Source organism: Pseudogulbenkiania subflava DSM 22618 (assembly GCF_900177275.1).
Classification (GTDB): domain Bacteria; phylum Pseudomonadota; class Gammaproteobacteria; order Burkholderiales; family Chromobacteriaceae; genus Pseudogulbenkiania; species Pseudogulbenkiania subflava.
This window is the reverse complement of the sequence record NZ_FXAG01000001.1, coordinates 65,552-86,221: the sequence shown is the minus strand read 5'-3', so window position 1 is coordinate 86,221 and position 20,670 is coordinate 65,552. Positions and strand designations below refer to the sequence as shown.

Annotated in this window: 18 protein-coding genes; 16 read left to right on the top strand and 2 right to left on the bottom strand. The window is 67.5% G+C overall.

Features of this window, described 5'->3' with window-relative positions; genetic code table 11:
* Positions 1–141: 141 nt before the first annotated feature.
* A complete protein-coding gene (locus B9N72_RS00435) occupies positions 142–1,053 on the bottom strand; it encodes a LysR substrate-binding domain-containing protein (RefSeq protein WP_085274490.1) in 912 nt (303 codons plus the stop codon).
* A 144-nt stretch (positions 1,054–1,197) separates the two neighbouring features.
* On the opposite strand from B9N72_RS00435, the gene B9N72_RS00430 reads away from it, so the two are divergent.
* From B9N72_RS00430 to B9N72_RS00355, 16 genes are all read left to right on the top strand, one after another.
* The gene (locus B9N72_RS00430) at positions 1,198–1,626 is read left to right on the top strand and encodes a hypothetical protein (protein ID WP_085274489.1); all 429 of its coding nucleotides are present in this window, start codon (positions 1,198–1,200) and stop codon (positions 1,624–1,626) included.
* A gap of 248 nt (positions 1,627–1,874) precedes the next feature.
* Positions 1,875–3,395, top strand: coding sequence for a sensor domain-containing diguanylate cyclase (locus tag B9N72_RS00425; protein ID WP_234985848.1), 1,521 nt, complete (start codon positions 1,875–1,877; stop codon positions 3,393–3,395).
* A gap of 224 nt (positions 3,396–3,619) precedes the next feature.
* On the top strand, positions 3,620–3,799 hold the full coding sequence (locus tag B9N72_RS00420; RefSeq protein ID WP_085274487.1) for a DUF3460 family protein: 180 nt from the start codon (positions 3,620–3,622) through the stop codon (positions 3,797–3,799).
* Between the two features lie 282 nt (positions 3,800–4,081).
* Positions 4,082–4,747, top strand: a complete 666-nt coding sequence (locus tag B9N72_RS00415) for a class I SAM-dependent methyltransferase (protein ID WP_085274486.1) — start codon at positions 4,082–4,084, stop codon at positions 4,745–4,747.
* Between the two features lie 157 nt (positions 4,748–4,904).
* Entirely contained in the window at positions 4,905–5,273 is a 369-nt protein-coding gene (locus B9N72_RS00410; protein ID WP_234985847.1) for a biopolymer transporter ExbD, read from the top strand.
* Positions 5,270–6,223 carry a cell envelope integrity protein TolA gene (locus B9N72_RS00405; RefSeq protein ID WP_085274484.1) on the top strand — a complete coding sequence of 318 codons (954 nt, stop codon included), beginning with the start codon at positions 5,270–5,272 and terminating at the stop codon, positions 6,221–6,223. The genes B9N72_RS00410 and B9N72_RS00405 overlap by 4 nt, the downstream gene beginning before the upstream one ends.
* Before the next feature lie 28 nt (positions 6,224–6,251).
* Positions 6,252–7,538: a Tol-Pal system beta propeller repeat protein TolB gene (tolB, locus tag B9N72_RS00400; RefSeq protein ID WP_085274483.1), complete on the top strand. Its 1,287-nt coding sequence runs from the start codon at positions 6,252–6,254 to the stop codon at positions 7,536–7,538.
* A 125-nt stretch (positions 7,539–7,663) separates the two neighbouring features.
* Positions 7,664–8,200 (top strand): peptidoglycan-associated lipoprotein Pal, encoded by a 537-nt coding sequence (gene pal, locus B9N72_RS00395; protein ID WP_085274482.1) that lies wholly within the window; start codon positions 7,664–7,666, stop codon positions 8,198–8,200.
* A gap of 128 nt (positions 8,201–8,328) precedes the next feature.
* Positions 8,329–9,105: a tol-pal system protein YbgF gene (gene ybgF / locus B9N72_RS00390; RefSeq protein ID WP_085274481.1), complete on the top strand. Its 777-nt coding sequence runs from the start codon at positions 8,329–8,331 to the stop codon at positions 9,103–9,105.
* A gap of 763 nt (positions 9,106–9,868) precedes the next feature.
* On the top strand, positions 9,869–10,357 hold the full coding sequence (purE, locus tag B9N72_RS00385) for a 5-(carboxyamino)imidazole ribonucleotide mutase (protein ID WP_085274480.1): 489 nt from the start codon (positions 9,869–9,871) through the stop codon (positions 10,355–10,357).
* The gene (locus B9N72_RS00380; RefSeq protein ID WP_085274479.1) at positions 10,357–11,487 is read left to right on the top strand and encodes a 5-(carboxyamino)imidazole ribonucleotide synthase; all 1,131 of its coding nucleotides are present in this window, start codon (positions 10,357–10,359) and stop codon (positions 11,485–11,487) included. The genes purE and B9N72_RS00380 overlap by 1 nt, the downstream gene beginning before the upstream one ends.
* Positions 11,488–11,543: 56 nt before the next feature.
* Positions 11,544–12,422 (top strand): phosphoribosylaminoimidazolesuccinocarboxamide synthase, encoded by an 879-nt coding sequence (locus B9N72_RS00375; RefSeq protein WP_085274478.1) that lies wholly within the window; start codon positions 11,544–11,546, stop codon positions 12,420–12,422.
* A 382-nt stretch (positions 12,423–12,804) separates the two neighbouring features.
* On the top strand, positions 12,805–13,386 hold the full coding sequence (locus B9N72_RS00370) for a GNAT family N-acetyltransferase (protein ID WP_085274477.1): 582 nt from the start codon (positions 12,805–12,807) through the stop codon (positions 13,384–13,386).
* Positions 13,387–13,423: 37 nt separating this feature from the next.
* The gene (locus B9N72_RS00365) at positions 13,424–14,350 is read left to right on the top strand and encodes an alpha/beta hydrolase (RefSeq protein ID WP_085274476.1); all 927 of its coding nucleotides are present in this window, start codon (positions 13,424–13,426) and stop codon (positions 14,348–14,350) included.
* Positions 14,351–14,495: 145 nt separating this feature from the next.
* On the top strand, positions 14,496–16,985 hold the full coding sequence (locus tag B9N72_RS00360; RefSeq protein ID WP_234985846.1) for a PAS domain-containing protein: 2,490 nt from the start codon (positions 14,496–14,498) through the stop codon (positions 16,983–16,985).
* Between the two features lie 155 nt (positions 16,986–17,140).
* Entirely contained in the window at positions 17,141–19,162 is a 2,022-nt protein-coding gene (locus tag B9N72_RS00355) for an NADPH-dependent 2,4-dienoyl-CoA reductase (RefSeq protein ID WP_085274474.1), read from the top strand.
* Between the two features lie 523 nt (positions 19,163–19,685).
* On the opposite strand, the gene xdhC is transcribed toward B9N72_RS00355, so the two are convergent.
* Positions 19,686–20,669, bottom strand: a complete 984-nt coding sequence (xdhC, locus tag B9N72_RS00350; RefSeq protein WP_085274473.1) for a xanthine dehydrogenase accessory protein XdhC — start codon at positions 20,667–20,669, stop codon at positions 19,686–19,688.
* Position 20,670: the final 1 nt, after the last annotated feature.

Below are 20,670 nucleotides of genomic sequence, written 5' to 3'. Positions count from 1 at the left end.
GCCCAACGTTGGCCAAGCGGGAATTCACGGGGGGCAGGCTCTGCAAGAGGGCTGGTGAGACCGTTCCCTTGCCTGCTGGCGGTCAGCACCGTCTCCAAGACATCGTCCGCGTAGCGGGCACCTCAGATGGTGAACCCGCTCTCAGATCGCAGGGTACTCGGCGGCGAGGTACTGCCAGAATGCTTCCAGCACCGGCCGGCTGCGCTTCTTGCTGCGATAGAGGCGCAGCTCCATGTCCACTCCCCAGCGCTCGTCGGCGGCCGGGGCGAGCTGGCCGTAGCGCACTTCGCGCGCCACCGCGCTTTGTGGCAGGAACGCCACGCCATGCCCCTCCAGCACCATGTTCTTCAGCCCCTCGGCCATGTCGGTCTCGTAGCGCAGGTGCAGGTGGCAGGGCTCCGGCGCATCGGCCAGAATCTGCTCGGTCATCAGCCGGAAGTAGGCGCTGGCGGCGTAGCCGAGGAAGGGGACGGGGGCGGCCGCGCTGCCGGGCAGGACGAAGCGCGGCTGGCGCTGGCGGTCGGCGCGGGCGTAGGGGCGCAGCCGTTCCACGCCGAGCCGGAGCCCGAGGTAGCGGCCGTCCTCCAGTTCCACCGGCTGCTTGGGGTGGTGGTAGCACATCAGCAGGTCGCTGCCGCCTTCGACGAAGGCCAGCAGCGCATCATGCACGTTACTCGCCTGCAGCCGGCACGACAGTTGGCCGAAGCCCTGTTCCACCCGGCTCAGCCACTTGGGGAAGAACGAGAACGACAGCGTGTGGGGCACGGCGAACTCCAGCGTGTCTTCCGGCAGCGGGCGCATGCCCTGCAGCAGCGCCCGGGTGGCGTGGATCTGGTTGAGCATGGCGGCGGCGTGTTCGCGGAATACCTCGCCGGCCGGCGTCAGCCGCGTCGGGTACGATGTGCGGTCGATCAGCTCGGTGCCGATCCAGCCTTCCAGGGCGCGGATGCGGCGCGAGAACGCCGGCTGGGTCAGGTGGCGCGCCTGTGCCGAACGGGTGAAGCTGGCGGTTTCCGCCAGCACCAGAAAATCCTCCAGCCATCGTGTTTCCATGCTCGTGCTCCAGCGTCCGGGGCGGTGGGAAAGAACGGGGTGCATGGTAGCACCGTGATGAACGATTGGTGCGCGTGGCGGTCTGTTGCCTGTTGTCCGCTTGCGCGGAGCAAGATCGTGAACCGGTTCCACAGGAGTGAGTCCATGAATCCACCCCGCTTGACCCCTCTCTGCGCCGTCGTGCTGGCGCTGACGCTCGCCGCCTGCGCCACGCCCCAGACAGCGGGCGGCAAGCGTGTCGCCAGCCAGGCCCAGGCCCCGGCGCCCGCCGCCAAGACCGCCGCCGTCCCGCCGGTGCCGAGCTCCCCGCCCGCGTCGCGCCTGGCCGCGGCGGCCGACTGCATCCAGGGTGGGGCGCAGAAATGGGGCATTCCCGCCGATTACCTGACGCGGCAGACCCGCGCCGATGGCGGCATTGTGCTGACGCTGGTCAATCCGTATTCCGGCAAGCGCGGCCTGAGCATCGAGTTGACGCCGGATGGCCGCCACACCGAGGCCAATCTGGATGAAAACGGCACCGTGGTCTCGGCAAAGTGGCGCGGGCTGGTGAGCCGCTGCACCGACGGCGCCTGACCCGGCCTGGCACGCTTTCATGACGTGCAGGCAAAGTTCCGGCTTGATCATGTCGTTGTCTTTAACTGCGCCGTTTGCGTGCCGGAAGCCGTGACGGCGCCCGGGGAGTCCGGTAGCATGTTGGCGCTCGCGGGACGGTCCGCGGCGTTCTGAACAGGGCTTCCCACGGGGAGCCCTATGGTTTTCCCGCCTGCCGTTCCTCCTGTTTTCCGACTCTGCCCCGTTCTCTTGTTGCCGACACGATGAAGATGAAATGGTTGTATCCGGCTGCCTTGCTACTCTGGTTGGTGCTGTGCGCACTGATCGGGGTGGCGTTCGCCAGCCGTGCCGTTCATCAGGTCGAAAGCGAACTGGAGCGCGTCACCGGACGGCTCGCCGAGGACATCGCGCAGCGCCTGAACGCCACCGAAGCTCAGCTCGACAGTTACGCCGGCTTCTCGACCTTCGGCCAACATCACGGGGAGCTGACCGAGCACAGCCTGCTGCTGCGCCAGTTCAAGCGCCATCCCTCGATTGTGCTGGGGCTGCGCGTGCGGCGCGTGAACGAGGGCGAACGCGCCGCCTTCGAGCGCGAGTCGAGCGCCCGCCGGGGGCGCCCCGTCGTCATCCACGGCTACGACCCGGCACGCCAGCCGCCACGCTACCCACTGGAGGGGGGCGGCAGCCATTACCCGGTGGTGTCGATGGTGCCGGCCGGCGCGTTGCCGCCACCGTTCTCGCCGGCCTTGGGCATGGACGTCAGCCGCGTTGATTTCCTCTACGACGCCCTGCACCAGTCGCAGCGGCGCGAGCTGCCGGCGTTGTCGCGTCCGTTCGCGCTGGGCGACGGTCGTCTGGGCTACCTGATCATCCGCCCCGCCGACGAGTTCGTGCTGCAGCCGGCGCCGGCGCTGTTGCCCGACCGTCAGTTCGTGGCGCTGGTGCTGCGCGTCGACGATCTGCTGCCGCGGGCCCTGGATCTCCCCCCGGGGATGCGGGTGCAACTGTGGCATCAGCGCTACGGCCAGCAGGACCCGCAAGGGCGCTTCCTCGATACCGGCCGCGTGGCGCGGGGGCCATTCGAGACGCTGCTGTTTCCGAGCCTGGCGTTGAGCCGCAGTACCGGAGGTTCGGCCCCGAGCCTGATGCTCAAGGTCAGCTGGCAGCTGGGCTGGGCGCAGATCGGGCTGTTCGAGTGGCTGGTCATGGCTCTGTTGGCGCTGGTGTTGCTGGCGGTGTTGTTGTTCGGCGTCAACACCCTGCTGCGCTGCCACGTCGACCGGGTCGCGCGTGAGCAGGAGCTGTTCCACCTCGCCAACCACGACGCCCTGACCGGGCTGGCCAACCGCAACCTGTTCGAGGACCGGTTGCAGCACGCCATCCGCCGGGTGCGGCGCAACGGCAAGCGCCTGGCGCTGCTGCTGCTCGACATGGACCGCTTCAAGCCGGTCAACGATACCTATGGCCACGCCGCCGGCGACCGTGTGCTGCAGCTGATCGCCGCGCGTCTCAACGTGGTGCTGCGCGGCGAGGACACCGTGGCGCGGCTGGGCGGGGACGAGTTCGTGGTGCTGCTCGAGGACGTCGATGCCGACGCCGACGTGGCGCAGGTGTGCGAACGGCTGCAGCTGGCCCTGCAGGAACCGTACCAAATCGACGGCGACACGGTGACGCTGGGCGTCAGCATCGGCACCGCGTTTTATCCGGACGACGGCGACGCGATCGAGGCGCTGCTGGCGGTGGCCGACCGCACCATGTACAGCGCCAAGCAACGGGCGGCAGCGCGTTAGAAATTCCTAACTGTCAGTACCCGTGCCTATTTCAGTAGGCAGGCGAGCCAAAGCAGGTTGAGTGCCGCCGGAGCACAGGAACCGGAATGTACACGGAGTCCATGAGGATTCCGAGCACCGCCGGCGCTCAAGATGTGAAGGCGTCGCCGCCTATATAAACAGACACTTATCCACAGGCCGGGTTTTGCAGTACAATGCCCGCCAACGACCCGAGGAAAGCCCGCATGTACCAGTCCGAATTCACCGATTTCATGACCGAATTTCTCGACAAGAACCCGCAAGTGGACAGCGAGCGCCGCGAGCTGCGCCTGACCTGGTGGGACCGCAAGGTCGATCTCGACGATCAGCGCCGCTGGAAAGCGGCGCGCGTGCCGCAAAAGCCCTACGTCTACCAGCCGGAGTAAGTTCGCTCCGTTTGGCCCCACACGCCCGTTTTCGCGGGCGTTTTGTCGTTTTGAAGTTTGGTCATTCCAGAAAGCATCAGGAACGAGCACGCGAAGGCAAGCGAGCGGGGCCGCAGACAGTACAACTAGTACGGCAAGTGCTCGCTGAACGAATCTCTGCGTGCAAATCCATCGCAGAGCCAATCGAAGATTGGCACGCAGGGATTTGCCCAGCGATAGATTCGCACGCAGGCTGCGAAGTGCCGCCGACAAAGTGATCGTTATCTAAGGCGAATTGGAATCATGACCAGCCGTACCGTGCCGCTCGATACACCCTTGCACGACTACCTGATGGCCATCGGCGTCACCGAACACCCGGTGATGGCCGAGCTGCGCGCCTTCACCGCCGGCCATCGCCTGGCCAAGATGCAGATCGCCCCGGAGCAGGGCCAGTTCATGGCCTGGCTGGCGCAGCTGATCGGCGCGCGGCGCTACCTGGAAATCGGGGTGTTCACCGGCTACAGCGCGCTGGCGGTGGCGCTGGCGATGCCGGATGACAGCGAGGTGGTGGCCTGCGACGTCAGCGACACCTTCACCGCCATCGCCCGCGAGTACTGGCAGAAGGCCGGCGTGGCCGGGCGCATCCGGCTGGTGCTGCAGCCGGCGCTCGTTACGCTTGAGGCGTTGTTGGCCGAAGGGCGCGCCGGCAGCTTCGACCTGGCCTTCATCGACGCCGACAAGCCGTCCTACCCAGACTACTTCGAGGCTTGCCTCCAGCTGGTGCGGCCGGGCGGGGTGATCGCCATCGACAACATCTTCCTCAGCGGCCGCGTGATCGCGCCACGCCCGGAAGACCCGCCCGGGGTGCACATCATGCACGCCTTCAACGCCGGCCTGAAGCACGATCCCCGCATCAAGCTCACGGTGCTGCCGGTGGGCGACGGCCTGACGCTGGCCACCCGCTTGTAATGCCGACCGGCGTCCCGGCTGAACTTTCCGCCGCGCCGGCCGGTCTTTACTGTTTCTGTCATCAAACCCCTGTGGCCGCGATGGTATCATCCGGCCAGACGCCGTTATTCGCTACGCTGCCATGCTCAATCGACGCCCCCGCCGCCAGATGAACCAGATGAACGTTGTGCCTTACATCGACGTCATGCTGGTACTGCTGGTGATTTTCATGGTCACCACGCCGCTGTTCACCCCCGGCGTGATCGACGTGCCGAGCGTGTCGCACGCCGCCGCGCTCAACGAGCAGCCGCTGGAGGTGATCGTCGAGGCGGACAAGGCGATGCAGCTCAAGGCCGACGGCAAGGAAACGCCGTTGGCCGGCAAGGACGAGCTGATCGCGCGTTTGCGCGAGCTCAACGCCACCGAGCGCCCGGTCGCCATCACCGCCGACCGCGACCTGAAGTACGCCGAGGTGGTGGAGATCGCCGACGACCTGCACAAGGCCGGCATCAAGCGTGTGGCGCTGACGGTGAAACAGGGCAAATGATCGCCGTGGCCGAACAACGCAATTCACCGTGGCCGGTCATCCTGTCGCTGCTGCTGCACGCCACGGTGGTGCTGCTCCTGGTGCTGGGCGGACTGAGCTCGAACGACAAGCCGCAAGACGCCCCGGTCGCCGTCGAGCTGTGGAGCAGCGCACCGCCGCCGCCGCAGGCGCCGAGCGTTGCCGTGCCGCAACCTGCTCCCCGTCCGCAGCCGGAACCGCCCAAGGTCGCGCCGGCGCCGGTCGAGCCGCCGCGCGCCGAGGTCAATCTCGGCGAGAAACGCAAGCCGCTGCCGCCCGCGCAGAAGCCGGAACCCAAGCCGGAGCCGAAACCGGAACCCAAGCCGAAACCTGAACCGAAGCCGGAGCCGAAGCGCGAAGCCAAGCCGGAGGTGGTGAAGCAGGCCAAGCCGCAGCCGGCAGCCAAGCCGGTCGAGAAGGCCCCGCCGGTGAAAACCGCCAAGGCCGACAGCGTGCCCGACAAGCATGCCGAGAAGAAGGCGGCTGAGCTGCCGCCGGGCAAGGGCAGCAAGCCGGCGCCGCGCTACAACCCGGAAGCCGACGACCTGCTGGCCGATCTTGGCAGCAGCAACACCACCAGGAAGGGCAACGCCCGCAGCGACCAGGCCGGTCAGAAAACCGGCGTGGTGGGCGGTTCGGCCAACGGCACGTCGCTGAACCTGGACGGCTACGCCAGCAAGGTCCAGGCCAAGGTGAAGCCGCTGGTGCAGATCCCGCCCGAGCTGTCGGGCAACCCCAAGGCGGTGGTGCAGGTGACGCTGCTGCCGTCGCTGGAAGTGCGCGCGGTGCGCCTGTTGGCGTCGAGCGGCAACTCCGCCTACGACGAGGCGGTGCAGCGCGCGATCTGGGAGGCGAAAGTCTTCCCGTCGCTGCCGGCCGGCGCCAGCTTTACCGATTTCCGCCAGCTCAAGCTGGAATTCCGTCCCCATTGAGACCCCCATCGCACCACCGAGGAAGCCGATGCCCATCGTCAAAACGCTGATCCGAGCAATGTTGCTGCTGTGTCTGGCTGCCGCCGGCGTGGCCCGCGCCGACATGACCATCGAGATCGTCGGCGGCGGCGCCAACCGCCACGCCATCGCGGTCCTGCCGTTCCAGAACGAAACCACGCAGGTGCGCGAGGCGCTGACCCCGATCATCCGCAACGATCTGCTGCTCACCGGGGCGTTCCGCATGGTCGACCCGGCCAGCGCCGCCAACCCGGCCTTCGAGCCGGCGCAGATCAACTATCCGGCGTGGCGGGGCGCCGGCGCCCAGTCGCTCGCCATCGGCAAGGTCGAGGCGGCGGGCGGCCAGGTGAAGATCAGCTTCCGCCTGTTCGACGCCGCCCAGCAGAAGCAGCTGACCTCGGGTGAATTCACCGTGACGCCGGAGCGCTCGCGCGAAGTGGCGCACACCATCGCCGACATGATCTACGAGGCGATCACCGGGCAGAAGGGCATCTTCAACACCCGCATCAGCTACGTGCTCAAGTCCGGCCGCGACTACCTGCTGCAGGTGGCCGACATGGACGGCCGCGGCGCCCAGACCATCCTGCGCTCCAAGGAACCGATCATCTCGCCGGCGTGGAGCCCGGACGGCGGCAAGATCGCCTACGTCTCGTTCGAGGCCAAGAAACCGGTGGTGTGGGTACAGAACCTCGTTACCGGCCAGCGCCACATCGTCGCCAACTTCAAGGGCAGCAACTCCGCCCCGGCGTGGAGTCCGGACGGGCGCCAGCTAGCCGTGGTGCTCACCACCAGCGGCACCTCGCAGATCTATGTGATCGACGCCAACGGCGGCGGCGCGCGGCGCGTCACGCACAGCAACGCCATCGATACCGAGCCGGCGTGGAGCCCGGACGGCAGCCAGCTCTACTTCGTCTCCGACCGTGCCGGCGGTCCGCAGATCTACGTGCAGCCGGTGGCTGGCGGCAGCGCGCGCCGCCTGAGCTGGGACGGCAGCTACAACGTCTCGCCCAAGGTGTCGCCGGACGGCCGCACCCTGAGCTACATTCGCCGTGCCGCCGGGCAGTTCCGCGTGGTGGTGCAGGACCTGGCCAGCGGCGACAACCGCGTGCTGTCCAGCGGCGCCTACAACGAGCGGCCGAGCTTCGCCCCGAACAGCCGCATGGTGCTGTTCGCCAGCGACGAGGGGGGCAAGAGCGTGCTGTACGCCGCCACCCCGGACGGCAGCAGCAAGGTGCGCCTCGCCGTGATCAACGGCGACGTGCAGGACCCGGCGTGGGGGCCGTTCAACCGTCCCTGAGGATTTTTCCGGATATCGCGATGACGGGGGGAACCCTGAACGGTTCTCCCTGTCCGCTATCAGTTAGCGGATTGCCTTTTGCGCAGTCGCTTGCCCACTTTGACCAATACCTTAGGAGTCAATGCATGAACCTGAAACACCTGCTGATCGGTACCGCCACCGTCGCCCTGCTGGCCGCCTGCTCCAGTACCAAGCCTCTGGAAACTGCCGCCCCGACCGAGAACGGCAGCGCCGGCGCCGGTCAGAGCGCCACCCTGCCGGCCGACACCGGCGCCGCCGGTCAAGGCACCGTGGCCGTCGACCCGCTGAAGGATCCGAACAGCCCGCTGTCCAAGCGCAGTGTGTACTTCGACTTCGACTCCTCCGCCGTCAAGCAGAGTGAACAGCAGACCGTGGCCAACCACGCCGAATACCTGAAGGGGCACCCGAACCGCAAGGTGGTGATCCAGGGTAACACCGACGCGCGCGGCAGCCGCGAGTACAACCTGGGCCTGGGCCAACGTCGCGCCGAGAGCGTGAAGAACGCCATGCAGGTTATCGGCGTCAAGGAAAACCAGCTGGAAGCCGTCAGCTTCGGCAAGGAAAAGCCGAAGGCGACCGGCAACACCGAGGCCGATTACGCGCAGAACCGCCGTGCCGACATCGCCTACGACGGCGAGTAACCGCCTGTATTCAGTTGGCGGGCGAGCCGATGGCCTGGCCGTCATACTGGAAGGGGGCCACGTTGTGCCCCCGGGCCGTTCCGGATGACGTATCCTGAGCGGCCCGATTGTCTTCAAGGAACACGATCATGAAACGGCTTGCCCTCGGTGCGCTGTTGCTGACCCTGCTGGCTGGCTGCGCCACCACCACCGAGCTGGACGAAACCCGCGGCCGCCTGGAAGATACCCGGCGCCAGCTGGATCAGGTCAATCGCCAGGCCAACACCCGCCTGACCGACGTCGAAACCAAGCTGTCCAACGACAAGTTGCTGGCGATGATCAGCGAGCTGGAAAGCCTCAAGGCCGAGCAGGCGCGCCTGCGCGGCGAGCTGGAAGTGCAGGGCTACAACCTGCAGAACACGCAGAAGCGCCAGAACGATCTCTACGCCGACCTGGACGCCCGCCTCGCCAAGCTGGAAGGCGGCGCACCGGCCTCGTCGGCTCCGTCGGGCGCTACCGACGGCAGCGCGCCGAGCTCATCGGCGCCAGCGGCGGCGCCGGCCAGCGCCGACTACGACAAGGCCATCGCCCTGCTGCGCAACCGCGACTTCCCGCACGCCACCGAGGCCCTGAAGCGCTTCATCGACCAGAACCCCGGCGCGGTGGAGGCGGTCGACGCCATGTACTGGCTCGGCGTGGCGCATGCCGCGCAGCGCCAGTACGATGCCGCCATCGACATCCATCGCCGTTTCGTCGAGCGCAATCCGAATCATCCCAAGGCACCGGACGCCTTGCGCAACATCGCCAACTGCCAGCGCGACCTGGGCCAGGTCGACGTGGCCAAGGCGACCTTGCGCCGCCTGATCAAGCTCTATCCGAAGAGCGCGGCGGCGGCCAAGGCCAAGGAGCAGTTGGCGCAGATGTAAGCGAGCTTGTGAATACGAGCCGCTAGCAAAACCCTCTTGGCGTTGTTGTGCGGCCTTGCCGTACTAGTTGTACTGTCTGCGGCCGCGCGCCTAGCCAAGACCGTTGCACTGGGTTTTGCTAGCGGCTCTAAATCTGCTGGGCGCCCCGATCCCGGTCCTGTGATGCTCGCCGTACTATTTGTACGGCTGTGTCATTCCAACTTCCTGGGGTCGAACCTGTCTCATGCGCGGCGATGACCGCTGGAAATCCCTGTGGGACGATTTCTTTCACAAGCTCCGAGAATTTGCCCACAGATCTTCTGTATGAGGTCGGGGTTTGTGTCCGCTGTGCGGACGATGTTTTAGCCGCGGTGCTGACCGCCGGCAGGCAAGGGGGCTGCGTCCCAGCCCCCTTGCAACCCCAGGCGACCCCGACGGCCCGTGAGTTCCCGCGTGGTCCGGATGGGGCAAGGCGCCGCCGAACTCCATGCGTGCAAATCCATCGCTGGGCCAATCTCTGCGTGCAAATCTTTGATTTGCTCAGCGATGGATTGGCACGCGGAGATTTGCTCAGCGGACGTATTTGCTAACGTCAAATCGCTCAAACAAGCGGCGGCTTAAAACCTTGCCCCACCCAGCCCAAGCGGCACGGGCCAACGGGGGGTGGGACGGGTCGTGTCTGTCTTGGCTCCGGTTGTTCCGGCCGAAAGCGAGAAAAGGTTCCGGCCTGACGCGGCATTCGGGTAAAATCCCGTTTTTTCCATACCTTACAGGCTCTTCCGCCATGATCGAAGTCGGTATCGTGATGGGTAGCAACAGCGACTGGGACGTCATGCAGAACGCCGCCCGCGTTCTCAAGGACTTTGGCGTCGCGTTCGAAACCCGCGTCGTCTCCGCCCACCGCACTCCTGACCTGCTGTTCGACTACGCCGCCAGCGCCGAAGCGCGCGGGCTCAAGGCGATCATCGCCGGTGCCGGCGGCGCCGCCCACCTGCCGGGCATGCTGGCCGCCAAAACCCACGTGCCGGTGCTGGGCGTGCCGGTGCCGTCCAAGTACCTGCGCGGCGAGGATTCGCTGCTGTCCATCGTGCAGATGCCCAAGGGCATCCCGGTGGCCACCTTCGCCATCGGCGAGGCGGGGGCCGCCAATGCCGCGTTGTTCGCCGTGGCGATGCTGGCCAACGGCAACCCCGCCCTGGCCGACCAGCTCAAGGCGTTCCGCAAGAAGCAGGAAGACACCGTGCTGGCGATGACGCTGCCGGAGGTCGAATAATGGCGGCGATTCTCCCCCCGGCGATGCTGGGCATTCTTGGCGGTGGCCAGCTGGGCAGCATGTTCACCGTGGCCGCCAAGACCATGGGCTACCGCGTCACCGTGCTCGATCCGGACGCCAACGCCCCGGCGGCGCGCTTCGCCGACGTGCACCTGTGCGCGCCGTACAACGATGCGGAGGCGCTGAAGACGCTGGCCGAGACCTGCGCGGCGGTCACCACCGAATTCGAGAACGTCAACGCCGACGCCATGCGCACGCTGGCGCAGAAGACCCGCGTGTCGCCGTCCGGCGACTGCGTGGCGATCGCGCAGGACCGCATCGTCGAGAAGGGCTGGATCAACAAGGCCGGCCTGCCGACCGCACCGTATCTTGCGATCGAGTCGGTCGAGGAGATCCAGGTCGACCTGACCCCGTACCTGCCGGGCATCCTCAAGACCGCTCGCCTGGGCTACGACGGCAAGGGCCAGGTGCGCGTGAAGACCGCCGACGAGGCGCGCGCTGCCTACGCCGACCTGGGTGGCCAGGCCTGCGTGCTGGAAAAGATGCTCGACCTCCAGCTCGAGGTGTCGGCCATCGTGACCCGCACCTCGCCGGCGCAGGTGGCGGTGTTTCCGGTGGCGGAGAACCGTCACGCCGGGGGCATTCTCGACGTCTCCATCGTGCCGGCGCGCATCGCCCCGGCACTGGCGGCGCAGGCGCAGCAGATGGCCAAGACGTTGGCCGAAGCGCTCGACTACGTCGGCGTGCTGGCGGTGGAGTTCTTCGTGCTCGCCGACGACACGCTGGTGGTCAACGAGATCGCGCCGCGCCCGCACAACTCCGGCCACTACACGCTGGATGCTTGCCTCACCGACCAGTTCCAGCAGCAGGTGCGCGCCATGTGCGATCTGCTGCCGGGCCGCACCGACCTGTTGAGTCCGGCGGTGATGGTCAACCTGCTGGGCGACAGCTGGCGCGAGGACGGCGGCGAGCCCAACTGGGCGGTGCTGGCCGAGGCGCCCAACGTCCACCTGCACCTGTACGGCAAGCAGCAGGCGCGTGCCGGCCGCAAGATGGGCCACTACACCGTGCTGTCGGCCGACGCCGACGCCGCGCTGGAGCAGGCCGAGGCGCTCAAGGACACGCTGTAATCATCGGATTTCGGGCGCACCGCTGCGGGCGCCCGGTTTGTTTTCAAGGAAGCAACATGACCGGCATCACCACCACCAACCTCACCAGCCTGAAGAAGATCTACTCGGGCAAGGTGCGCGACCTGTACCAGATCGACGACAAGCGCATGCTGATGATCGCCACCGATCGCCTGTCGGCGTTCGACGTGATTCTCGACGACCCGATCCCGGGCAAGGGCCAGATCCTCACCGCCATCTCCAACTTCTGGTTCGAGCGCCTGAAGGATCTGGTGCCCAACCACCTCACCGGCGACAAGCCGGAAGACGTGGTGAGCGCGGAAGACCTGCCGCAGGTGGAAGGCCGCGCCGTGGTGGCCAAGCGCCTGAAGGCGGTGCCGATCGAGGCGGTGGTGCGCGGCTACCTGGCCGGTTCCGGCTGGAAGGAATACCAGCAGTCCGGCACCGTGTGTGGCATCACGCTGCCGGAGGGCCTGCAGGAGGCCAGCCAGTTGCCGGAGCCGATCTTCACCCCGTCGACCAAGGCCGCTGTCGGCGACCACGACGAGAACATCAGCTACGAGCGCTGCGTCGAGATCATCGGTGCCGAGCTGGCCGAGAAGGTGCGCGACACCGCCATCACGCTGTACAAGGCGGCGGCATTCTATGCGGCCACCCGCGGCATCATCATCTGCGACACCAAGTTCGAGTTCGGTCTGGACGAGGACGGCACGCTGACGCTGATGGACGAGGCGCTGACGCCGGATTCCAGCCGCTTCTGGCCGGCCGACAGCTACGTTGCCGGCAGCAACCCGCCGTCGTTCGACAAGCAGTTCGTGCGCGACTGGCTGGAAGCCTCGGGCTGGAACAAGCAGGCGCCGGCCCCGGCGGTGCCGCTGGACGTGCGCGAGAAGACCGCGGACAAGTACCGCGAGGCGCTGGAACGTCTGACGCGCTGAATCGACTGCATTAGGCTGCGCCTGCGCATCTTGAGCGTCGGCGGACTGCGTGCGCATCTACCGCTGAGCCAATCCCGCGTGCCAATCTTCGATTGGCTCAGTGAGAGATTTGCACACAGTGATGCGCTCGGCGATGCGGAATCCTCATGGACTCCGTGTCCATTCCGGTTCCTGTGCTTCGGCGGCACTCGACCTGCTTTGGCGCGCCGGCCTGCAGCAGCAGATTTCTCCTCGGTGCCGAGTACTTTATGCCCGCCAACCCGCCAACCCGCCAACCCGCCAACCCGCCACCCGGCGGGTTTTTTCATGGTCGGTACGACAGGCTGCCGCCGATGTCGGGCGTCTGTCATACTGGTGTGTGCCGCTTTCCGACGGAAACCCGATGACCGTGCCGCAACCCGCCCTGTCCACTGCGCGCCTCTTGCTGATCCCGGCCGACCCCTCGTGGGCGTTGGCGCTGCTCGACTACCAGCACCGCAACCGCGAGCATCTGGCGCGCTGGGAGCCGCGTGGCGGAGACATGTTCTACAGCGAGCTGTACTGGACCATGCGCCTGCGCCAGCGCTGCCGTGACTGGCAGGACGGGCGCGGCGCGACCTTTCTGCTGGTGCGCGAAGGCACGCCGGGGCGCGTGGCCGGCACCGTGACCCTGTCCAATATCGTGCGCGGCAGCTTCCAGGCCTGCCACCTGGGCTACAACCTGGACCAGGCCGAGCAGGGGCGCGGACTGATGCACGAGGCGCTGCAGGCGGTCATCGCCTGTGCTTTCGAGACACTGCAGCTGCACCGCATCCAGGCCAATTACCAGCCGGACAACGTGCGCAGCGCGGCGGTGCTGCGCCGCCTCGGCTTCGTCGTCGAGGGCCGGGCCAAGGATTACCTGTTTCTCGACGGCGCCTGGCGCGATCACGTGCTGACGGCGCTGACCAACCCCGATTTCGACCCGGCGCGCATGCTGGCCTGAGCCGGCAGCGCGCCTTTGCCGTTCTGGAGCCCGGACGATGCAAGCCTTTACCCTCGACGCCGCCGACGGCGAAATCCTCCGCGGCTGGTGCTGGCTGCCCGTCACGGCGCCGCGTGCGGTGGTGCTGATCGTGCACGGCATGGGAGAGCACGCGGCCCGTTACCGGCGTTTTGCCGACAGGTTGGCCGAAGCCGGTTACGCGGTGTATGCGCACGATCAGCGCGGCCATGGCGAGCGGCCGCGGCGGCGCGGCTGGTTCGCCGCCGAAGAGGGCTGGAACAAGGTGGTGGACGACGTCGATACGGTGCGCGCCCACGCCGCGGCGCGGCACCCCGGGGTGCCGCTGCTGCTGTTCGGCCACAGCATGGGCAGCTTCGTGTCGCGCGCCTACCTGCTGCGGCACGGCCAGGGCTTGGCCGGGCTGGTGTTGTCGGCCACCGGCTACCGTCAGGCCTGGCTGGCGCGGCTGATGCGCCGCGTCGCCGGCTTGGCGGGCAGGCGGGGTGGGATGACCACGCCCAGCCGTGGCATGAGCCGGCTGGTGTTCGGCAGTTTCAATCTGTCCTTCCTGCCGGCACGTACCACGGTGGACTGGCTCACTCGCGATCCGGCCGAGGTCGACCGCTACCTGGCCGATCCCTTGTGCGGTTTCGATTTCACTCCGGCGCTGTGGCAGGACTTGTTTGGCGGCATCATCGCGCTGGAGGCCGGCGAGAAGCGTGGCCGTGATCTGCCGCATTGCCCGGTGCTGTTGATGACCGGCAGCCGCGATCCGGTCAGCCTAGGGCGCTATGCGCTGCGGCAACTGGCGCGCCGCTACCGTCGCGCCGGGCTCGACGACATCACGCTGCGGGTCTACCCCGGCGGGCGTCACGAGATGCTCAACGAGATCAATCGCGAGGCGGTGACCGCCGACATCCTGGCCTGGATGGCGCGCGTCGGCGTGGCCGGACGGACCGGCTAGCGCGCCCGCGGGGCCGCTTGGTGTTCTCGTTCCGCCTCATCTATTCTTCATAATAGCTACCGGGTATGCCGGTATTCATCATTACGCCCACCATGGCACAGCCTGCTTCCGGCCGTGCGGGTTCGCGTGCGCCGGGAGAGTCGACTTGTCTACGCTGTCGCCACCCTCCGTTTCCACCTTTGTGCCGCTCCCGCGCCGGGGCATGGGGCTGTGTGCGCTGGCGATGGGGCTGGCCAGCCTGGGCCTGGCCTGGCTCGGCATCTGGCTGCTGCGCGGGCCGGGCGACGTGGCCGCGATCTGGCTGGTCAACGGCTTTGCCATGGCGGTGCTGGCGCGGGCTCCGGCGACGGCGCGTCTGCCCTTGGCGCTGGCCTTTCTCGTCGGGGTGGGGCTGGCCAATGTGCTGGCCGACAACACGCCGCTGCTGGCGCTCGGGCTGGGCCTCGCCAACCTGGCCGAGGTGGCGCTGGGGGCGCTGTTGCTGCGCCTCATCCATCGTGGCGAACCCTTCCTGTCGTCATTGCGCCTGACGGCGCTGAGCCTGCTGGCGGTCGGTCCGTGCGCCGCCGTGGTGGGGGCCAGTGCCGGCGCGCTGGTGGTGGCGCTGGAGCTGGGCGTGCCGTTCGGCACCATCTGGCCGAGCTGGTGGTTCGCCGACGGCATGGGCGCGCTGGTGCTGGTGCCCCTGCTGCTGCTGAGCGACCGCTCGCGCTGGCGCCAGCTGCTGGCACCGGCGAAGCAGCTGCGCGTGCTGCCGCTGGCGCTGCTGGTGGCGCTGACCTGCTACGTGGGCGTGCGCTACCTGCCGTACCCGTTCATTTTTGCCGAGATTCCGCTGATCGCCAGCGCCATGCTGCTGGGCCTGTTCCCCGCGACCCTGCTGACCCTGCTCGCGGCGGCGCTGATCGTGGCCGCGACGCTGGATGCCCCGGAGATGGTGCTGGCCGGTCTGCAACGCTGGGGCCCGGCCGGGTTCAACCTGCCGTTGGCGGTGACGGTATCGCTGCCGGTGATGGTGGGGGCGCTGATGGATGCGCTTGAACGTCAGCAGAGCGCGTTGGAGCTCAGCCGCAAGGAACTCAGCGATACCATGCAGGCAGCGGCGATCGGCATGGCGCTGGTGTCGACCAGCGGCCACTGGATCAAGGTCAACCCGGCGTTGTGCCAGCTGTTGGGCTACCGCGAAGAGGAGCTGCTGCCGCTGACGTTCCAGGACGTCACCCATCCCGATGACCTGGAGCTGGACCTGGCCAACGTCCAGGCGCTGCTGGAGGGGCGCGCCGACACCTATCGCATGGAAAAGCGCTACCTGCGCCAGGATGGCCGGGAATTGTGGGCGCAGCTGGCGGTGTCGATCGTGCGCGACCGCGATGGGCGGCCGCTTTACTTCGTGGCGCAGGTGGAGGACATCGACCAGTTGAAGCGGGCCCAGGAAGCGCTGCGCGAGAGCGAGGCGCGCTGGAACTTCGCGCTGTCCGGCAGCGGCCAGGGGGTGTGGGACTGGGATCTGGCGAGCGGCACGGTGTTCTTCTCCGATACCTGGAAGGGCATGCTGGGCTTTGCCCCGGGCGAGATCGGCCAGGACATCGAGGAGTGGTGGTCGCGCATTCACCCGCAGGACGAGGAGTGGGTGCGGGTGGTGCTGCAGCGCATCGCACAGGGGCGCGATAGCCGTTACGCCATCGAGTACCGCCTGCTCGACAAGCGCCACAACGCGCTGTGGATTCACGATCGCGGCATGGTGATCGAGCGCGATGCCGCCGGCCAGCCGCGGCGGCTGATCGGCACCCACACCGACATCAGTGCCAGGAAGCGCGACGAGGCCGAGCGCCGGCGCCAGAGCGAGCGTATGGCGCTGGCGGTGGCGGCGGCGCGGGTGGGCATCTGGGAGTGGCACATCGGCAGCAACACCCTGATCTGGGACGAGCGCATGTACGAGCTGTACGGGCGCCAGCCCGGCGACGGCGATCCGCCGCTGGAGTACTGGTACAACAGCCTGCACCCGGACGACAGCGAGCGGGCGCTGCAGGATGTGGTGCTGGCGCAACAAGGCAAGAAGCCGCTCGATACCGAGTTTCGCGTGCTGTGGCCGGACGGCCAGGTGCGTCACATCCGCGCTCTGGCGACGGTGCGCTGCGACGAATACGGCGTGCCGGTGGCGATGACCGGCACCAACTGGGACATCACCGAGCAGCGCCGGCTGGCCGATGCCCTGGCCGAGGAGAAGGAGCTGTGGCGCGTCACGCTGCACTCCATCGGCGACGCCGTGATCGCCACCGATACCGCGCTCGTCATCAATTACATGAACCCGGTGGCGGAGCGCCTGACCGGCTGGCGCCAGGCCGAGGCGCAGGGGTGGCCGCTGAGCACGGTGCTGGTGTTGCGCGATCAGGCCAGCGGCCAGCCGCTGGCCGATCCGGTGGAGGCCTGCCTGCGCCAGGGCCAGCCGGTGTTTCTCCAGTCCGGCGCGGTCCTGATCGGGCGCAATGGCCGGGCGGTGCCGGTGCTCGATTCGGCCGCCCCGGTGCGGGCCGGCAACGGCAGCGTCATCGGCGCCGTGCTGGTGTTGCAAGACCTGCGCGACCTGCCGCCCGCGCGGTCCGGCGCCATTTCCCCGCCGCCGACAGCCCGCTGAGGCGCCCCCGCCGTCGCGCTATCCCGTGTCCAGTCATTTCCCCTGGCACAGCAAACCCGAACGGGAGGTGGTTTGACAACTTACTTACTAGTAAGTATTGTCGTGGCGCAGGCTAACACGATAAAAAACCGCCACACCAACACGAGGAATTTCCCATGACGGCTTACCCGCAGCTCTTGGCCCCGCTCGATCTCGGCTTCACCACGTTGAAGAACCGCGTGCTGATGGGCTCGATGCACACCGGGCTGGAAGAGGCGCCGCACGGCTTCGAGAAGATGGCGGCGTTCTACGCCGAGCGGGCGAGAGGGGGCGTGGGGCTGATCGTCACCGGCGGCGTCGGCCCGAATGCCGAAGGCTGCGTGGCCGAGGGCGCGGCGATGCTGGCGGACGAGGCCGAGGTGCCGCGGCACCGCCTGGTCACCGAGGCGGTGCACGCCGAGGGCGGCAAGATCTGCCTGCAGATCCTGCATTCCGGCCGCTACAGCTTTCAGGAAAAATGCGTGTCGGCCTCGCCGCTAATCGCGCCGATCAACTTCTACCCGCCGCGTGAACTGAGTGACGATGACATCTGGCGCACCATCGCCGACTTCGCCCGCTGTGCCCGTCTGGCGCAGCAGGCCGGCTACGATGGCGTCGAGGTGATGGGTTCGGAGGGCTACCTGATCAACCAGTTCATCGCCCGCGCCACCAACCAGCGCAGCGACGGCTGGGGCGGCAGTTTCGAGAACCGCATCCGCTTTGCCATCGAGACCGTCAAGGCGGTACGCGCCGCGACCGGCCCCAACTTCATCATCATCTACCGGCTGTCGATGCTGGACCTGGTCAAGGACGGCAGCAGCTGGGACGAGGTGGTGCAGTTGGCCAAGGCGATCGAAAAAGCCGGCGCAACCATCATCAACACCGGCATCGGCTGGCACGAGGCGCGCGTGCCGACCATCGCCACCATGGTGCCGCGCGGCGGCTTTGCCTGGGTGACCAAAAAGCTGATGGGCGAGGTGGGCATCCCGCTGATCACCACCAACCGCATCAATACCCCTGCGGTGGCGGAAGCGATTCTCGCCAGCGGCTGCGCCGACATGGTGTCGATGGCGCGGCCGTTCCTGGCCGACCCGGAGTTCGTCAACAAGGCGGCGGCAGGGCGCGCCGACGAGATCAACACTTGTATCGGCTGCAACCAGGCCTGTCTCGACCACATTTTCCAGGGCAAGCTGACGTCCTGCCTGGTCAACCCGCGCGCCTGTCGCGAGACCGAGTTGAACCTCGCTCCGGCCACGGCGCCGAAGCGGCTGGCGGTGGTCGGCGCCGGCCCGGCCGGGCTGGCCTGCGCCACCGCCGCCGCCGAGCGCGGCCACGCCGTGACGCTGTTCGACGCCGCCGGCGAGATCGGTGGCCAGTTCAACGTCGCCAAGAAGATCCCAGGCAAGGAGGAGTTCCACGAGACGCTGCGCTACTTCGCGCGCCGCCTCGAGACGACCGGCGTGACCTTGCGCCTCAACATCCGCGTGCAGGCGGACGACCTCAAGGACTTCGACGAGGTGGTCCTCGCTACCGGCATTGCACCGCGCCTGCCGGCCATCCCCGGTATCGAGCACCCGAAGGTGTTGAGCTACCTCGACGTGCTGAAACACGGCAAACCGGTTGGCCGTAGCGTGGCGATCATCGGCGCCGGCGGCATCGGGTTCGATACCGCCGAGTTCCTCACCCACGAGGGCACGTCGACCTCGCTCGATGCCGCGGCGTTCATGCGCGAGTGGGGCGTGGACATGTCGGGCGAGACGGCCGGCGGACTCGCGCCGCAGGGGCCGCAACCGCACCCGAGCCCGCGCGAGGTGTACCTGCTGCAGCGCAAGACCAGCAAGGTGGGTGAGGGCTTGGGCAAGACCACCGGCTGGATCCACCGCGAGAGCCTGAAGATGAAGCGGGTGAACATGGTGTCCGGTGTGAGCTACGACAGGATCGACGACGCCGGGCTGCACGTGACGATCAAGGGTGAATCGCAAGTTCTTGCGGTCGACCACGTGGTGATCTGCGCCGGGCAGGACCCGTTGCGCGAGTTGCAGGCGCCGCTCGCGGCGTTGGGCAAGCCGGTGCACCTGATCGGCGGCGCCGACGTGGCGGCCGAGCTCGATGCCAAGCGCGCGATCGACCAGGGGGTGCGGCTGGCGGCAGTGATTTGAGAGAGTCTGCGCGCTCCGATCCCGGCCCTGTGATGCTCGCCGTACCACTTGTACGGCTGTGCTTCTCGGGTCGGCTTCGGGGCTGAGGCTATGACCGCAGGGAATCCCTGTGGGACGATTTTTTGCGCAAGCTCCGGCTGGCTGCCGTCAGCGAGTACTTGGGTAGGTCGGGTTGAGCGGAGCGAAGCCCAACAAGCCGGCTCACCGTTGGGCTTCATGGTGTTCAGTCCAAGCTACGCATTTATGGCCCCTTTGGATTTTTCATGTACCGTCGTCGCACGCGGAGAAAGAGGCGCCACCATTCGTGCAAGATAAAAATGAACCCGCCAGCAACACCAAAGGCAGTGATGGCAAATGCAATTAGGCTGATCCAGCGAAGTGACAGCGCTGAGGAGACGAAGCCAAGCACCACCCCTATGGCGGTTACACAGAAAGCAACAAGCCCCGGAAACATTCTGCGGTTTGCATCGTTCGGGAGAAATTTCTCAAGGCCACGCACTGGGTTGTTCTCCAAGCGTTAGGGCTACGGCGTTGCCACCTTCACCCTGCCTACTGAGTCCGCGGCTTGCGCACCATCACGCCAACTCAGCAACTGCGCCGCCACCGCGATGGCGATCGAGGTGGGGTCCTTGGCGCTGATGCCGGGCAGACCGATCGGGCAGATCATGGCGGCGAGCCGTTCCGGGGCGATGCCGCGTGCGGCGAGGCGGTGTTCGAAGCGGGCGCGTTTGCTTTTCGAGCCGATCAGGCCGAAGAAGCCGGCGTCGCCGCGGCGCAGGATGTGCCAGGCCAGTTCCAGATCGAGGTCGTGGCGGTGCGTCATCACCAGGTAGGCGCTGCCGGGGGCGGCATGCGCCACTTCCTGTTCCGGCTCGTCGCTGAGCACGGCGACTACGTTGTCCGGTAGCGGGCCGGTGAAGGCGTCCTCGCGCGGGTCTATCCAGCGGATGCGCAGGTCGCTGCCGGCCAGCACCCGCACCAGCGCCTGGCCGACATGGCCGGCGCCGAACAGCAGCAGCTCCCGGCGCCAAGCACGATAGCGCTGCTGCCAGCGCCAGTCGTCAGCACCGCCAGACAGCTCCGTGGCGCTGTCGCCTTCCGTTTCCACTGTCCAGTTCGACCCCGCCGCGCCGGCGGCCAGCGTGCGCGCCAGCGTGGCGCCCTGGCGCAGTGCCTCGGCACGCCGGCACCAGGCGTCGCGTTCATGTGCCGCCACGCGTTCGAACAGCAGCCACACCACGCCGCCGCAGCACTGTCCCAGGCTCGGTCCGAGGGCAAAGCGCAGGACTTGCGGCGGCGCTTGGCCGCTCAGCAGGCGGGCGCGGGCGTGGGCGATGGCTTCCCACTCCAGATGGCCGCCGCCCAGGGTGTCGGTGTTGTGCGTCAGGCTCACCGCCAGCGTGGCGCCGGCTTCGCGCGGGGCCGAGCCGGCCACCTTGAGCACGCTGACCAGCTCGGCGTCGCCGTGGGCGAGCAGGGCGGGCAGGGCGGCGAGCCAGGGGGACATG